The 15,200-nt window shown below is 60.1% G+C and carries 11 protein-coding genes; 10 read left to right on the forward strand and 1 reads right to left on the reverse strand.

Translation table 11 applies throughout. From position 1 onward, the window contains the following. Nucleotides 1–23: 23 nt before the first annotated feature. The gene (locus KRR23_RS08380) at nt 24–917 is read right to left on the reverse strand and encodes a LysR family transcriptional regulator ArgP (RefSeq protein WP_054593769.1); all 894 of its coding nucleotides are present in this window, start codon (nt 915–917) and stop codon (nt 24–26) included. 96 nt (nt 918–1,013) lie between these two features. Between KRR23_RS08380 and KRR23_RS08385 the strand changes: the two genes are divergently transcribed. From KRR23_RS08385 to KRR23_RS08430, 10 genes are all read left to right on the forward strand, one after another. After that, the gene (locus KRR23_RS08385; protein ID WP_216742105.1) at nt 1,014–1,415 is read left to right on the forward strand and encodes an ACT domain-containing protein; all 402 of its coding nucleotides are present in this window, start codon (nt 1,014–1,016) and stop codon (nt 1,413–1,415) included. 5 nt (nt 1,416–1,420) lie between these two features. Continuing rightward, complete coding sequence (locus tag KRR23_RS08390; RefSeq protein ID WP_145018036.1) at nt 1,421–2,023, forward strand: LysE/ArgO family amino acid transporter; 603 nt, start codon at nt 1,421–1,423, stop codon at nt 2,021–2,023. 174 nt (nt 2,024–2,197) lie between these two features. After that, nucleotides 2,198–2,794 (forward strand): superoxide dismutase, encoded by a 597-nt coding sequence (locus tag KRR23_RS08395; protein WP_123584154.1) that lies wholly within the window; start codon nt 2,198–2,200, stop codon nt 2,792–2,794. Nucleotides 2,795–3,130: 336 nt separating this feature from the next. Further along, nucleotides 3,131–5,182: a bifunctional diguanylate cyclase/phosphodiesterase gene (locus tag KRR23_RS08400; protein ID WP_216742106.1), complete on the forward strand. Its 2,052-nt coding sequence runs from the start codon at nt 3,131–3,133 to the stop codon at nt 5,180–5,182. A gap of 208 nt (nt 5,183–5,390) precedes the next feature. After that, complete coding sequence (locus KRR23_RS08405; protein ID WP_216742107.1) at nt 5,391–6,734, forward strand: imelysin family protein; 1,344 nt, start codon at nt 5,391–5,393, stop codon at nt 6,732–6,734. Between the two features lie 273 nt (nt 6,735–7,007). Next, nucleotides 7,008–8,435 (forward strand): di-heme oxidoredictase family protein, encoded by a 1,428-nt coding sequence (locus tag KRR23_RS08410; protein ID WP_216742108.1) that lies wholly within the window; start codon nt 7,008–7,010, stop codon nt 8,433–8,435. A gap of 43 nt (nt 8,436–8,478) precedes the next feature. Beyond that, on the forward strand, nt 8,479–9,543 hold the full coding sequence (locus KRR23_RS08415; protein WP_216742109.1) for an imelysin family protein: 1,065 nt from the start codon (nt 8,479–8,481) through the stop codon (nt 9,541–9,543). 14 nt (nt 9,544–9,557) lie between these two features. Continuing rightward, entirely contained in the window at nt 9,558–10,655 is a 1,098-nt protein-coding gene (locus tag KRR23_RS08420; RefSeq protein ID WP_216742110.1) for a DUF1513 domain-containing protein, read from the forward strand. Between the two features lie 238 nt (nt 10,656–10,893). Further along, complete coding sequence (locus KRR23_RS08425) at nt 10,894–12,045, forward strand: efflux RND transporter periplasmic adaptor subunit (RefSeq protein ID WP_216742111.1); 1,152 nt, start codon at nt 10,894–10,896, stop codon at nt 12,043–12,045. Between the two features lie 13 nt (nt 12,046–12,058). Continuing rightward, nucleotides 12,059–15,106: a multidrug efflux RND transporter permease subunit gene (locus tag KRR23_RS08430; RefSeq protein WP_216742112.1), complete on the forward strand. Its 3,048-nt coding sequence runs from the start codon at nt 12,059–12,061 to the stop codon at nt 15,104–15,106. Nucleotides 15,107–15,200: the final 94 nt, after the last annotated feature.

Raw genomic sequence — 15,200 nt, forward strand, 5'->3', positions numbered from 1 at the left:
TCGTGTGCTCTTGACGCTGCCCGTCAGTCCAACGGCACCAGCCACTGCCTGGATAAACGTACCAGATGCTCGGTGAGTAACCCCAGCAACTGGCCACCATTGCGCCAATGATGCCAGTACAACGGCACATCAATCGGTTTATCTGGCAACAGCTCCACCAGCACACCGCGCTCAAGCTGTTCACGCACCTGCAACTCCGGCACCAACCCCCAGCCCAGACCGGCTTCGGTCAGACGGATAAAACCTTCGGATGACGGGCACAAATGATGCTCGAAACCACCCTCCACGCCCAATGACGCCAGGTAACGGTGCTGCAGAAAGTCATCCGGGCCAAACACCAGTGCCGGCGTGCGCGCCAACTGATCGGCCCTGACCCCTTGGGGAAAATGCCGGGCAATAAACGCCGGGCTGGCCAGCGCGCGGTAACGCATGGCGCCCAGCAATACACTGCGGGCGCCCGCCACCGGACGCTCGCTGGCACACACGCAGGCCGCCACTTCACCGGCGCGCATGCGTTTGAGGCCAACGGTCTGGTCTTCCACCACCAGGTCGAGCAATAGATGTTGCTCGGCGCAAAAGTCACTCACCGCCTCGGCCCACCACGTGGCCAGACTGTCGGCGTTGAGCGCGATGCGCAGGCGTTCCGGCAAGCCTTCTTCGTCCAGCGCCGGCACCAGGCTTTGCAGGTCGCGCTCCAGCAAACGCACCTGCTGCACATGGTTGAGCAAACGCCGGCCAATTTCGGTCGGCGCCGGCGGCGTGGCCCGCACCAGCACCGGCTGGCCGATACGCGCTTCGAGCAACTTGATGCGCTGGGAGATCGCCGATTGCGACAACCCCAACACCTGGGCCGCGCGTTCGAACCCCGCTTGCTCAACCACCGCAGCAAGGGCGGACAGCAATTTATAGTCGAACATCAGTTTTCCTAATGAGCGATCAGCAATATTGGTTTTTCTTATACAGCTTGGGACAGGAGAATGACCAGCAAGAACTCCTCACAAAGGATCAGCGACATGGCTGGCGAAACCTCACTGAACACCCTGCTGCGCAGCATGAGCCCGCAGCTCAACGACGGCGAATACGTGTTCTGCACGATTCGCGACGGTCATCTGCCGAAGGACTGCGAAATCATCGGCAGTTTCCGCGAACAGGAAGGCCTGACGGTGATCCTTGAGCGCTCGCAAGCCGAGAAGGCCGGGTTCAGCTTCGACTACCTGGCGGCGTGGATCACCCTCAATGTGCATTCGGCCCTCGAAGCCGTTGGCCTGACCGCCGCCTTCGCCACAGCCCTCGGCCAGGCCGGGATCAGCTGCAACGTGATTGCCGGCTATTACCACGACCATTTGTTTGTCGGCCAGGCCGACACCAAGCGCGCGATGTCGGTACTGCGGCAACTCGCGGCGAACGCGGAGTAAACCTTATGTGGCAAAGCTATGTGAACGGCCTGTTGGTCGCTGCGGGATTGATCATGGCGATCGGTACGCAAAATGCGTTCGTGCTGGCGCAAAGTCTGCGCCGCGAACATCACCTGCCGGTGGCGGCGCTCTGCGTGACCTGCGATGCGTTGCTGGTGGCCGCCGGAGTGTTCGGGCTGGCGACGATCCTCGCGCAAAATCCACTGTTGCTGGCGATCGCCCGTTGGGGCGGCGCGGCCTTCCTGCTGTGGTACGGCAGCCTGGCCCTGCGTCGCGCCTGTTCCAAGCAAAGCCTGCAACAGGGTGAAAACCAGACCGTGCGTTCATTGCGCGCGGTATTGCTCAGTGCATTGGCGGTGACCCTGCTCAACCCTCACGTGTACCTGGACACCGTGTTGCTGATCGGTTCGCTCGGGGCCCAACAAACAGTGCCGAGCGCTTATGTGGTGGGCGCGGCGAGTGCGTCATTGCTGTGGTTTTTCACCCTGGCGCTGGGCGCCGCGTGGCTCGCGCCGTGGCTGGCACGCCCGAGCACCTGGCGGATTCTCGACCTGCTGGTGGCGGTGATGATGTTTACCGTGGCCTTCCAACTGATCAGCGCCGCCTGATTATTCCCAAAGGCTCTGGAACCTCTATTCCACACAGTTGTTGCGTGGTTAAGCCGCCACCCCGGTGCTATGATCCGACACCTGCGCCGCAAAGAGTACAAACTCCCGGCGCTTGTCTGGCCGCCCGTGATCGGCCTTGCGCTCACCGCAACTGACCTGATTAGGAGAATCACCATGGCTTTCGAATTGCCGCCACTGCCTTACGCACACGATGCACTGCAGCCGCACATTTCCAAGGAAACGCTGGAATATCACCACGACAAGCACCACAACACCTACGTCGTGAACCTGAACAACCTGGTGCCAGGCACCGAGTTCGAAGGCAAGACCCTGGAACAAATCGTCAAGACTTCTTCGGGTGGCATCTTCAACAACGCCGCTCAGGTCTGGAACCACACTTTCTACTGGAACTGCCTGGCGCCAAACGCTGGCGGTCAACCAACCGGCGCACTGGCTGAGGCGATCAACGCCGCTTTCGGTTCGTTCGACAAGTTCAAAGAAGAATTCACCAAGACTTCGGTCGGCACCTTCGGTTCCGGTTGGGGCTGGCTGGTGAAAAAAGCTGACGGTTCCCTGGCCCTGGCCAGCACCATCGGCGCCGGCAACCCGCTGACCAGCGGCGACACCCCGCTGCTGACCTGCGACGTCTGGGAACACGCTTACTACATCGACTACCGCAACCTGCGTCCGAAGTACGTTGAAGCGTTCTGGAACCTGGTCAACTGGAAGTTCGTGGCTGAGCAGTTCGAAGGCAAAGTCTTCACCGCTTAAGTCTGCTTGCAGTCAAAAAAACCCGGCATTGCCGGGTTTTTTTATGCCCGGGCAACGTGAAATACACCTGCAACACCACCGAAAACAAACGTTCCCTTGCCCCAACGCCACAGCCGTCTACCATCAACCAGACACAAATATTCGCCCCTCCCCCTCAAGTTGCAGGAGGTGCCTACCGAAACACTACTAATGGGCCCTAATTGCCAATACCCCGGGCAATGCGGCCAAGCCAGCAGACAAAATCTACACGGCTTGATTGTCCCTTTGACTGCCATCACGGGATTGCCAATACTCATGGCAACTTGACGTTACCCGCACGGAACAAGGAATAACCCTTTGAAGCTGGAACTCAAAAACAGCTTGTCGGTGAAGTTGCTCCGGGTCGTGCTCCTGTCGGCATTGATCGTCGGCGTGGTGTTGAGCTGTGCGCAGATCGTTTTCGATGCTTATAAAACACGCCAGGCCGTGGCCAATGATGCCCAGCGCATCCTCGACATGTTCCGCGATCCCTCGACCCAGGCGGTGTACAGCCTCGATCGGGAAATGGGTATGCAGGTTATCGAAGGCCTGTTCCAGGACGACGCCGTGCGCATGGCCTCCATCGGCCATCCCAATGAAGCCATGCTTGCGGAAAAATCCCGTGACTTGCAGCATTCTCACAGCCGTTGGCTGACCGACCTCATTCTGGGCCAGGAACGCACGTTCACCACGCAACTGGTGGGACGCGGTCCCTACAGCGAATATTACGGCGACCTCAGCATCACCCTCGACACCGCCACCTACGGTCAGGGCTTTATTGTCAGCTCGGTGATCATCTTCATTTCCGGCGTATTGCGGGCCATGGCCATGAGCCTGGTGCTGTACCTGGTCTATCACTGGCTGCTGACCAAACCGCTGTCACGGATCATCGAACACCTGACCAACGTCAATCCCGACCGTCCCAGCGAACACAAGATTCCGCAACTCAAGGGCCACGAAAAGAACGAACTGGGGATCTGGATCAACACCGCCAACCAGTTGCTTGAGTCCATCGAACGTAATACCCACCTGCGCCACGAAGCCGAAAACAGCCTGTTGCGCATGGCGCAATACGATTTCCTCACCGGCCTGCCGAACCGTCAGCAATTGCAGCAGCAACTGGACAAGATTCTGGTAGACGCCGGTCGCCTGCAACGCCGGGTCGCCGTGCTGTGTGTGGGCCTGGATGATTTCAAAGGCATCAACGAGCAGTTCAGCTACCAGACTGGCGACCAATTGCTGCTGGCCCTGGCTGACCGTCTGCGTGCCCACAGTGGTCGTCTCGGCGCGCTCGCCCGCCTGGGGGGCGATCAGTTCGCGCTGGTTCAGGCCGATATCGAGCAACCCTACGAAGCCGCCGAGCTGGCACAAAGCATCCTCGATGACCTGGAAGCGGCGTTTGCCCTCGATCATCAGGAAATCCGCCTGCGCGCAACCATCGGCATCACCCTGTTCCCGGAAGATGGCGACAGCACCGAGAAGCTGTTGCAGAAAGCCGAACAGACCATGACCCTGGCCAAGACCCGTTCGCGCAATCGCTATCAGTTCTATATCGCCAGCGTCGACAGCGAAATGCGCCGTCGCCGCGAACTGGAAAAAGACCTGCGCGATGCCCTCACCCGCAATCAGTTCTATCTGGTTTACCAACCGCAGATCAGTTACCGCGATCAGCGGGTGGTCGGTGTCGAGGCGCTGATTCGCTGGCAACACCCGGAACACGGGCTGGTGCCGCCGGATCTGTTCATTCCGCTGGCCGAGCAGAACGGCACGATCATCGCCATCGGCGAATGGGTGCTGGACCAGGCCTGCCGACAACTGCGTGAATGGCACGACCAGGGGTTCAGCGACCTGCGCATGGCGGTCAACCTGTCCACTGTGCAACTGCACCACGCCGAGTTGCCGCGGGTCATCAACAACCTGATGCAAATGTATCGCCTGCCGCCGCGCAGCCTCGAGCTGGAAGTCACCGAGACCGGTCTGATGGAAGACATCAGCACCGCCGCGCAACACCTGCTCAGCCTGCGCCGTTCGGGCGCCTTGATCGCTATCGACGACTTCGGGACCGGCTACTCATCGCTGAGTTATTTGAAGAGTCTGCCGCTGGACAAGATCAAGATCGACAAGAGCTTCGTTCAGGACCTGCTCGACGACGACGACGATGCAACTATCGTTCGCGCGATCATCCAGCTCGGCAAAAGCCTTGGCATGCAGGTGATCGCCGAGGGGGTGGAAACGGTCGAACAAGAGGCTTACATCATCTCCGAAGGCTGCCACGAAGGTCAGGGCTATTTCTACAGTAAACCGCTGCCTGCGCGAGAGCTGGCCGCTTATCTGAAACAGGCCCAACGCAGTAACGCGTTGATCTTGTGACGGTCTAAAAGATCGCAGTCTGCGCAAGTATGCGGTCGACGTAAGAGCTGCCGCAGGCTGCGATCTTTTGATCTACCCCGCACCACCCTCGTAAACAAGAAATATTTCCAATCGCGGCCCTTTACACATAATGCGAAAGATTTGCATTATGTCGCAGTTTTGCGCACCCCCGCGCCTGTCCATTATTTACCGAAGCAGGATGTTCGCCATGATTCGTATGCCTCTGGCTACCGCCAGTTTGCTGGCCATCGCTATTTCCCTCGCCGGTTGCGGCGAAGGTAAAGACAAGGCTGCCGCTCCTCAAGCGCCTACTCCGGCCACCAGCACGGCGGCACCCGCTGCGCCTGCCGCTACCGGGAAAGTCGATGAAGCCGCTGGCAAAGCCGTTGTCGCGCACTACGCCGACATGGTTTTTGCGGTCTTCAGCGATGCCGAATCCACTGCGAAAACCCTGCAAACGGCCATCGACGCGTTCCTCGCCAAGCCGAATGCCGAGACCCTGAAAGCCGCTCGCGCAGCCTGGGTCGCTGCACGCGTGCCTTACCTGCAGAGTGAAGTATTCCGCTTCGGCAACACCATCATTGACGATTGGGAAGGTCAGGTTAACGCCTGGCCGCTCGACGAAGGCCTGATCGACTATGTCGACAAGAGCTACGAGCACGCATTGGGTAACCCGGGGGCCAACGCCAACATCATCGCCAATCCGATCATCCAGGTGGGTGAAGACAAGATCGACGTGACCGACATCACGCCGGAAAAACTCGCCAGCCTGAACGAACTGGGCGGTTCCGAAGCGAACGTCGCGACGGGTTACCACGCCATCGAATTCCTGCTCTGGGGCCAGGACCTCAACGGCACCGGCCCTGGTGCCGGCAACCGTCCGGCGTCGGACTACCTGGAAGGCCCCGGGGCTACCGGTGGCCACAACGATCGTCGTCGCGCTTACCTGAAAGCCGTGACCCAGTTGCTGGTCAGCGACCTGGAAGAAATGGTCGGCAACTGGAAGCCGAACGTACCCGACAACTACCGCGCCGAGCTGGAAGAAGAACCGGCTGAAAGCGGTTTGCGCAAAATGCTCTTCGGCATGGGCAGCCTCTCGCTGGGCGAACTGGCGGGCGAGCGCATGAAAGTTTCCCTGGAAGCCAACTCCCCGGAAGACGAACAGGACTGCTTCAGCGACAACACCCACAACTCGCACTTCTACGATGCCAAAGGCATTCGTAACGTGTACCTGGGCGAATACACCCGCACCGACGGCACCAAAATGACCGGCGCCAGCCTGTCGTCGCTGGTGGCCAAAGCCGAGCCGGCTGCCGATGCTGCGCTCAAGGCTGATCTGGCCACCACCGAGGCCAAAATCCAGGTCATGGTTGATCACGCCAACAAGGGTGAGCACTACGACCAGTTGATCGCTGCCGGCAACACCGCGGGTAACCAGATTGTGCGTGACGCCATTGCGGCACTGGTCAAGCAGACTACCTCGATCGAACAGGCTGCCGGCAAACTGGGCATCAGCGACCTGAACCCGGACAACGCCGATCACGAGTTCTGATCAACGCTTGCCACCGATCGTTCCCACGCTCTGCGTGGGAATGCATCCCGTGACGCTCTGCGTCACATGTCACGAGCGGAACGCGGAGCGTCCCTAGAGTCATTCCCACGCGGAGCGTGGGAACGATCGGATGTCAGTCCGCTATCGCGAGCAAGCTCGCTCCCACAGGGAATTGCGATCAACCTGTGAGAGCGAACGATAATTCCTCTTATTCAAACTCCGCTGCCCTGTTAGACTTTGCGCCCTTGTTTGGCTCGTCTTTCAGGATTGCCGATGCCCTCGCTGCCTCTTCGCTTGTCTGCACTGCTTCTGGCCCTGGGCCTGAGTGCCTGCGATGACGCCCCGCGTTTTACCAAGGCCGAACCCGGTGAAGCCCGCTCCGGTGGCGCAGCGACCGTCAGAAAGACCGACCAGAACGCGTTCTCACTGCCTTCAGCCAACCTCTCGCCGACCCGTCGGCTGGACTTCAGCGTCGGCAACAGTTTTTTCCGCAGCCCTTGGGTGATCGCCCCCTCGACCACCACCGCCCGCGACGGCCTCGGCCCGCTGTTCAACACCAACGCCTGCCAGAACTGCCATATCAAGGACGGTCGCGGTCATCCGCCGACGGCCGATTCCAATAATGCCGTGTCGATGCTGGTGCGTCTGTCGATCCCCAACGCCCCCGCCTACGCCAAGGTCATTGAACAAATGGGTGTGGTGCCCGAACCCGTCTACGGCGGGCAACTTCAGGACATGGCCGTGCCCGGCGTCGCCCCCGAAGGCAAGGTTCGAGTCGACTATGATCCGGTCCCGGTGCGCTTTAAGGACGGCACCGAAGTCGAACTGCGCAAACCCAAGCTGCTGATCACGCAACTGGGCTACGGCCCGATGCATCCCGACACGCTTTTTTCCGCTCGAGTCGCCCCGCCGATGATTGGCCTCGGACTGCTCGAAGCGATCCCCGACGCGGATATTCTGGCCAACGCCGATGCGCAGAAAAAAGACAAGAACAGCATCGCCGGACGTCCGAACCGGGTGTGGGATGACGCGCAGCAAAAGACCGTTTTGGGGCGTTTTGGCTGGAAAGCAGGGCAACCGAATCTCAATCAGCAAAACGTTCACGCGTTTTCCGGTGATATGGGCCTCACGACCAGCCTGAGACCTTTTGATGACTGCACCCAGGCCCAGACTGCCTGCCTGCAGGCGCCCAACGGCAATGGCCCGAATGGCGAACCGGAAGTCAGCGACAACATCTTGCGCCTGGTGCTGTTCTACAGCCGTAACCTGGCCGTCCCGGCCCGCCGTGACGTCAACGGCTCGCAAGTCCTGGCCGGTAAAAACCTGTTCTATCAGGCCGGTTGCCAGTCCTGCCACACGCCGAAATTCACCACCGCCGCGAATGCCGCAGAACCTGAACTGGCCAATCAAGTGATTCGCCCCTACAGCGATCTGTTGCTGCATGACATGGGCGAAGGCCTGGCCGATAACCGTAGCGAATTCCAGGCCTCTGGCCGCGACTGGCGCACACCGCCGTTGTGGGGCATTGGCCTGACGCAGACGGTCAGTGGCCACACTCAATTTTTGCATGACGGCCGCGCCCGCAATCTGCTCGAAGCCGTGCTCTGGCACGGCGGTGAAGCACGCGCGGCGCAGCAGCAGGTTTTAGCGTTCAACGCCGAGCAGCGCGCGGCGTTGCTGGCCTTTTTGAATTCTCTTTGACGCATTTCCCATACGCTTTTGCCCATAAAAAAGGGAGCCCGACATGTTCCGCCCCAAGCTGTTGTTCACCAGCTTTGCCGCACTCGTCCTCGGTGCCTGCTCGCCCCAGGACCCTCAAGCCGTCACCTCGGCAGCCATCGCCAAGCAAGTGATCCTGCCGACCTACAGTCGCTGGGTTGAAGCTGACCGCCAATTGGCCGTCAGTGCGCTGGCCTACTGCGAAGGCAAGGCCGACCTTGCGACCGCTCGCGCCGATTTCCTCCATGCACAAAAAGCCTGGGCACAATTGCAACCGTTGCTGATTGGCCCGCTGGCAGAGGGCAATCGCTCCTGGCAGGTGCAGTTCTGGCCGGACAAGAAAAACCTGGTCGGCCGTCAGGTCGAACAATTGGTCAGCGCACAACCGCAGATCGACGCCGCTGCCCTGGCCAAATCCAGCGTCGTCGTGCAGGGCCTCTCGGCCTATGAGTACATTCTGTTCGACGACAAGACCAACGTTGCCGACGCCGCGCAAAAAGCCCGTTACTGCCCACTGCTGACTGCCATCGGCGAACGTCAGAAACAGCTTGCCGAAGAGATTCTGACAAGCTGGAACAGTAACGACGGCATGCTCGCGCAACTGAGCAAATTCCCGAACCAGCGTTATGCCGATTCCCACGAAGCCATCGCCGATCTGCTGCGTGCGCAAGTGACCGCACTGGATACCCTGAAGAAAAAACTCGGCACGCCGATGGGGCGTCAGACCAAGGGCATTCCGCAGCCGTTCCAGGCGGACGCATGGCGCAGTCATACGTCGCTGCAAAGCATGGAAGCGAGCCTGGCTGCCGCCCGGACGGTCTGGGTCGGTGTCGACAACAAGGGCCTGCGTGGCCTGTTGCCGGCCGAACAAAAGCCGCTGGCAGACAAGATCGATGCCGCCTACGCCGCGTCCTTGAAACTGTTCGAAAGCAGCCAGCGCTCGCTGACCGAAATGCTCACCGACGATGCCGGTCGCCAGCAACTCAACGACCTTTACGACAGCCTCAACGTCGTTCATCGCCTGCACGAAGGTGATCTGGCCAAGGCGCTGGGCATCCAACTCGGCTTCAACGCCAACGACGGTGACTGATGAGGGGTAGCGCCATGCTGCGACGCCAGGCTCTGACTTTAGGCAGTTTGTTGCTGGGCGCCGTGACGCTGGGCGGCTGGAAACTGTTCAAGCAAAAGGACCACGGTCCTTTGCTGCTTTCGGCGCGCGACGACAGCGACGGCAAACATTACGCCGTCGGCTATCGGCTGGACGGCACTCGAGTGTTCGCCACCGAAGTCGGCCAGCGCTGCCACGACATCATCAACCACCCTGCTCTGCCAATAGCCCTGTTCGTCGCACGGCGGCCGGGCACCGAGAGTTATCTGGTCGATTTGCGTGACGGTACGCTGCTGCAAACCGTGGTGTCGCAACCGAACCGGCACTTCTACGGTCACGCGGTTATTCATAAAAGCGGCGAATGGTTGTACGCCACCGAAAACGACACTACCGACCCGGGTCGCGGCCTGCTCGGGGTGTACCGTTTCGAGGGCCAGCGGTTGGTTTACAGCGGTGAGATTTCCACCCACGGCATCGGCCCGCATCAGGTGTCATGGATGCCCGACGGTGAAACCCTGGTGGTGGCCAACGGCGGGATTCGTACCGAAGCCGAAAGCCGGGTCGAGATGAACCTCGACGCCATGGAACCCAGCCTGGTGCTGATGCAACGCGACGGCAGCCTGCTGAGCAAGGAAACCCTGGCCCAGCAGATGAACAGCGTGCGTCACATGGGGATCGCCAGCGACGGCACCATTGTCACCGGCCAGCAATTCATGGGCGCCGCCCATGAATCATCCGAGCTGTTGGCGATCAAGCGTCCCGGCCAGCCCTTTGTCGCCTTCCCGGTGGCCGAGCACCAATTGCAGGCCATGGGGCATTACACCGCAAGCGTCGCGGTGCACAGTGACTTGCGGCTGGTGGCGCTCACCGCGCCGCGCGGCAACCGGTTTTTCATCTGGGACCTGGACAGCGGCGAAGTGCGCCTCGATGCACCGCTGCCCGACTGCGCCGGTGTCGGGGCAGTGGCCGATGGCTTTGTCGTGACCTCGGGGCAAGGGCGTTGCCGTTTCTATGATTGTCGCCAGACACCGCTGCTGGCCAAGCCCCTCGAACTCCCCGCCGGGCTCTGGGATAACCACCTGCATCTGGTCTGAAATTGCCAAATTGATCGTTCCCACGCTCTGCGTGGGAATGCCTCACCGGACGCTCTGCGTCCGCTTCGGCAGGTGACGCGGAGCGTCACTGGCTGCATTCCTACGCGGGAGCGTGGGAACGATCAATAAACCACCTGCATCTGGTCTGAATCACGCTCCCCTGTAGCAGCTGGAATCACCCGCATACACGGAGTAATGTTTGGTCTGTCTCGCCTGATTTTTTCCAAGGAAGTGGAATATGCTGCGTCGCCGCATGCTGATCATGTTGGGTGTCGTGCTGTTGATCGTCCTGATGCTGGGAGGCTACAAGGCCTTCTCCATCTACAAGATGATCCAGACCTTCGCTGTGCCAAGACCACCGGTGAGCGTTGCCGTGGCCACGGCCACCGAACGGCCCTGGCAATCGCGCTTGCCCACGGTCGGCACACTCAAGGCGCTGCAAGGGGTCAACCTGAGCCTGGAGATCGCCGGTACGGTCAAGGTGGTGCAGTTCGAATCCGGGCAGAAGGTCAAGGCCGGCCAACCGCTCGTGCAACTCGACAGCGCCGTTGAAAGCGCCCTGTTGGAAACCGCCCAGGCCGACCTGGGCCTGGCGCAACTGGATTACGGTCGTGGCAGTCAACTGGTCGGCAGTCAGGCGATCTCCAAGGGCGAGTTCGACCGGCTCACCGCGGTGCTCGCCAAGAACAAGGCCACCGTCAATCAGCTCAAGGCTGCGCTGGCGAAGAAACACATCGTCGCGCCCTTCAGCGGCACCATCGGCATTCGTCAGGTGGACGTCGGCGACTTCCTGCCCAGCGGCACGGTCATCGCCACCCTGCAGGACTTGAGCAGCCTTTACGTCGACTTCTTCGTGCCGGAACAAATGGTGCCGAAAATCGCCCTCGGCCAGGCGGTTCAAATCACGGTCCCGGCCTACCCGACACAGAACTTCCCCGGTGCCATCAGCGCGATCAACCCCAAGGTCGAAAGCAGCACCCGCAACGTGCTGGTACGTGCCACTCTCGCCAACCCGGACGGCACATTGCTGCCGGGCATGTTCGCCAGCCTGCAGGTCATGTTGCCGGACCCGCAACCCAGAATCGTCGTACCGGAAGGCGCGATCACCTACACCCTCTATGGCAACTCTCTCTACGTGGTCGCCCAGAAGAAGGACGCGAACGGCAACGTCGAGAAAGACGACCAGGGCCAGCCGATCCTAATCGCCGAACGGCGCTTCATCGAAACCGGCGAGCGTCGCGAAGGCCTGGTGATGATCAACAAAGGCCTGCAGAGCGGCGAGCAAGTGGTCAGTGCCGGTCAGATCAAACTCGACAACGGCACGCATATTGTCGTCAGCCCCGACAAGAACCTGCCAACTGAACAGACCAGCCAACCGCGCACGAACTGATCAAGGAATTCCCATGGCTTTTACCGATCCGTTCATTCGCCGCCCGGTGCTCGCCACCGTGGTCAGCCTGCTGATTGTGCTGCTGGGTTTCCAGGCCTGGAGCAAACTGCCGCTGCGCCAATATCCGCAAATGGAGAACGCGCTGATCACGGTGACCACGGCCTACCCCGGCGCCAACGCCGAAACCATTCAGGGTTACATCACCCAACCCTTGCAGCAAAGCCTGGCCAGTGCCGAAGGCATCGACTACATGACTTCGGTCAGCCGCCAGAACTTCTCGGTGATTTCGATTTACGCGCGCATCGGCTCCAACAGCGACCGACTGTTCACCGAACTGCTGGCCAAGGCCAACGAGGTCAAGAACAAACTGCCCAAAGACGCTGAAGACCCGGTGCTGAGCAAGGAAGCCGCAGGTGCCTCGGCGCTGATGTACATGAGTTTTTACAGCAAGGAATTGAGCAACCCGCAAATCACCGATTACCTGTCGCGGGTGATCCAGCCCAAGCTCGCCACCCTTCCCGGCATGGCTGAAGCGGCCATTCTCGGCAATCAGGTGTTTGCCATGCGTCTTTGGCTCGACCCGGTAAAACTCGCCGGTTTCGGCTTGAGCGCCAGTGATGTCGGTAACGCAGTGCGCCAGTACAACTTTCTGTCCGCTGCCGGTGAAGTCAAAGGTGAGTACGTCGTCACCAGCATCAATGCCAACACCGAATTGAAGAGCGCCGAAGCCTTCGCCGCGATTCCGTTGAAAGTCGACGGCGACAGTCGGGTCCTGCTCAGCGACGTGGCACGCGTGGAGATGGGCGCCGAGAACTACAACACCGTCAGCTCCTTCGGCGGTACACCGTCGGTGTACATCGGGATCAAGGCCACACCGGCCGCCAACCCGCTGGACGTGATCAAGGAAGTACGCAAGCTCATGCCGGAGCTGGAATCCCAGCTGCCACCCACCCTCAAGGCCGAAATCGCCTACGACGCCACACTGTTCATTCAGGCCTCGATCAACGAAGTGGTGAAAACCCTTTTCGAAGCGGTGCTGATCGTGATTGTCGTGGTATTCCTGTTCCTTGGCGCGCTGCGCTCGGTGCTGATCCCGGTGGTGACCATTCCGCTGTCGATGATCGGCGTGATGTTCTTCATGCAACTGATGGGCTACTCGATCAATCTGCTGACCTTGCTGGCGATGGTGCTGGCCATCGGCCTGGTGGTGGACGACGCCATCGTCGTAGTCGAAAACATTCACCGACACATCGAAGAAGGCAAAACGCCGCTGGACGCAGCCCTCGAAGGCGCCCGGGAAATCGCCATGCCGGTGGTCTCGATGACCATCACTCTGGCGGCGGTCTACGCGCCCATCGGCTTTCTGACGGGCCTGACCGGTGCTCTGTTCAAGGAGTTCGCGCTGACCCTGGCCGGCGCCGTGGTGATCTCCGGGATCGTTGCCCTGACGCTGTCGCCGATGATGTGCGCACTGCTCTTGCGTCACGATGAAAACCCGTCAGGCCTGGCCCATCGCCTCGATCTGATTTTCGAAGGGCTCAAGCGTCGTTATCAAAGTGTCCTGCACGGCACGCTCAATACCCGGCCGGTGGTGCTGGTGTTCGCCGTGATCGTGCTGTGCCTGATTCCAGTGTTTCTCAAGTTCACCAAGTCGGAATTGGCACCGGATGAGGACCAGGGCGTCATTTTCATGATGGCCAACGCCCCGCAAACGGCCAACCTGGATTACCTGAATACCTACACCGACGAATTCCTCGCGATCTTCAAGGCGTTTCCCGAGTACTACTCGTCCTTCCAGATCAACGGATTCAACGGCGTGCAGTCAGGTATTGGCGGTTTCCTGCTCAAACCCTGGAATGAGCGCAAACGAACCCAGATGCAGATTCTGCCAGAGGTGCAGCAAAAGCTTTCAAGCATCTCCGGCCTGCAAATCTTCGGCTTCAACCTGCCCTCTCTTCCGGGCACGGGTGAAGGCTTGCCGTTCCAGTTCGTGATCAACACCGCCAATGACTACGAGCCATTGCTGGAGCTGGTCAATCGGGTGAAGAAGCGTGCCCTGGAGTCCGGCAAGTTCGCGTTCCTCGACATCGACCTGGCCTTCGACAAGCCCGAAGTGGTGGTGGATATCGACCGCGCCAAGGCCGCTCAAATGGGCGTCTCGATGGAAGATCTGGGCGTGACGCTGTCGACGTTGCTGGCGGAAGCCGAGATCAACCGCTTCACCATCGAGGGGCGCAGTTACAAGGTCATCGCCCAGGTCGAACGGCCTTACCGGGACAATCCCGAGTGGTTGAGCAGCTACTACGTTAAAAACACCAAGGGTGAACTGTTGCCCCTGTCGACCTTGATCAACATCAGTGACCGCGCACGACCGCGGCAGTTGAACCAGTTCCAGCAACTCAACTCGGCGATTGTTTCCGGCGTTTCTACGGTCAGCATGGGTGAGGCAATCGATACCGTGCGCCAAATCGCCAAAGAGGAAGCACCACCGGGTTATGCCTTCGATTACGGCGGCACCTCGCGGCAGTTCGTTCAGGAAGGCAGCGCCTTGTGGGTGACTTTTGCCTTGGCACTGGCGATCATTTTCCTGGTGCTGGCGGCGCAGTTCGAAAGTTTCCGTGATCCACTGGTGATTCTGGTGACCGTGCCACTGTCGATTTGCGGTGCACTGATCCCGTTGTTCCTGGGCTGGTCGAGCATGAACATCTACACCCAGGTCGGGCTGGTGACCTTGATCGGACTGATCAGCAAACACGGGATCCTGATCGTCCAGTTCGCCAACCAGTTGCGCAAGGACAAGGGCCTGACGCCCCGCGAAGCCGTGGAGCAAGCGGCAGCCATTCGCCTGCGTCCGGTATTGATGACCACGGCCGCCATGGTCTTCGGCATGGTGCCGTTGATCATCGCCACCGGCGCGGGGGCTGTCAGCCGCTACGATATCGGAATGGTGATCGCCACGGGCATGTCGATCGGGACACTGTTCACGCTGTTCGTGCTGCCCTGCATCTACACGTTGCTGGCCAAGCCCGACAAACCGAATCGTTCCCACGTCGAGGCATGAATAGATCATTCCCACGCTCTGTGAACTGACCCCCAAATGTTGGACACAACCTTTGGGGGTGTCATGGGGAAGTACACAGAGCAAGCAAAACTCG

The organism is Pseudomonas sp. CVAP#3 (assembly GCF_018986375.1).
In the GTDB taxonomy this organism is placed as follows: Bacteria; Pseudomonadota; Gammaproteobacteria; order Pseudomonadales; family Pseudomonadaceae; genus Aquipseudomonas; species Aquipseudomonas helvetica.

Bases quoted from the DNA above. Each gene is read 5' to 3' on its own strand.
- KRR23_RS08395 (WP_123584154.1), top strand. From the start codon at position 2,198: ATGGCTTTCGAATTGCCGCCACTGCCTTACGCACACGATGCACTGCAG.
- KRR23_RS08425 (WP_216742111.1), top strand. From the start codon at position 10,894: ATGCTGCGTCGCCGCATGCTGATCATGTTGGGTGTCGTGCTGTTGATC.
- KRR23_RS08405 (WP_216742107.1), top strand. From the start codon at position 5,391: ATGATTCGTATGCCTCTGGCTACCGCCAGTTTGCTGGCCATCGCTATT.
- KRR23_RS08410 (WP_216742108.1), top strand. From the start codon at position 7,008: ATGCCCTCGCTGCCTCTTCGCTTGTCTGCACTGCTTCTGGCCCTGGGC.
- KRR23_RS08420 (WP_216742110.1), top strand. From the start codon at position 9,558: ATGCTGCGACGCCAGGCTCTGACTTTAGGCAGTTTGTTGCTGGGCGCC.
- KRR23_RS08385 (WP_216742105.1), top strand. From the start codon at position 1,014: ATGGCTGGCGAAACCTCACTGAACACCCTGCTGCGCAGCATGAGCCCG.
- KRR23_RS08390 (WP_145018036.1), top strand. From the start codon at position 1,421: ATGTGGCAAAGCTATGTGAACGGCCTGTTGGTCGCTGCGGGATTGATC.
- KRR23_RS08430 (WP_216742112.1), top strand. From the start codon at position 12,059: ATGGCTTTTACCGATCCGTTCATTCGCCGCCCGGTGCTCGCCACCGTG.
- KRR23_RS08380 (WP_054593769.1), bottom strand. From the start codon at position 917: ATGTTCGACTATAAATTGCTGTCCGCCCTTGCTGCGGTGGTTGAGCAA.
- KRR23_RS08415 (WP_216742109.1), top strand. From the start codon at position 8,479: ATGTTCCGCCCCAAGCTGTTGTTCACCAGCTTTGCCGCACTCGTCCTC.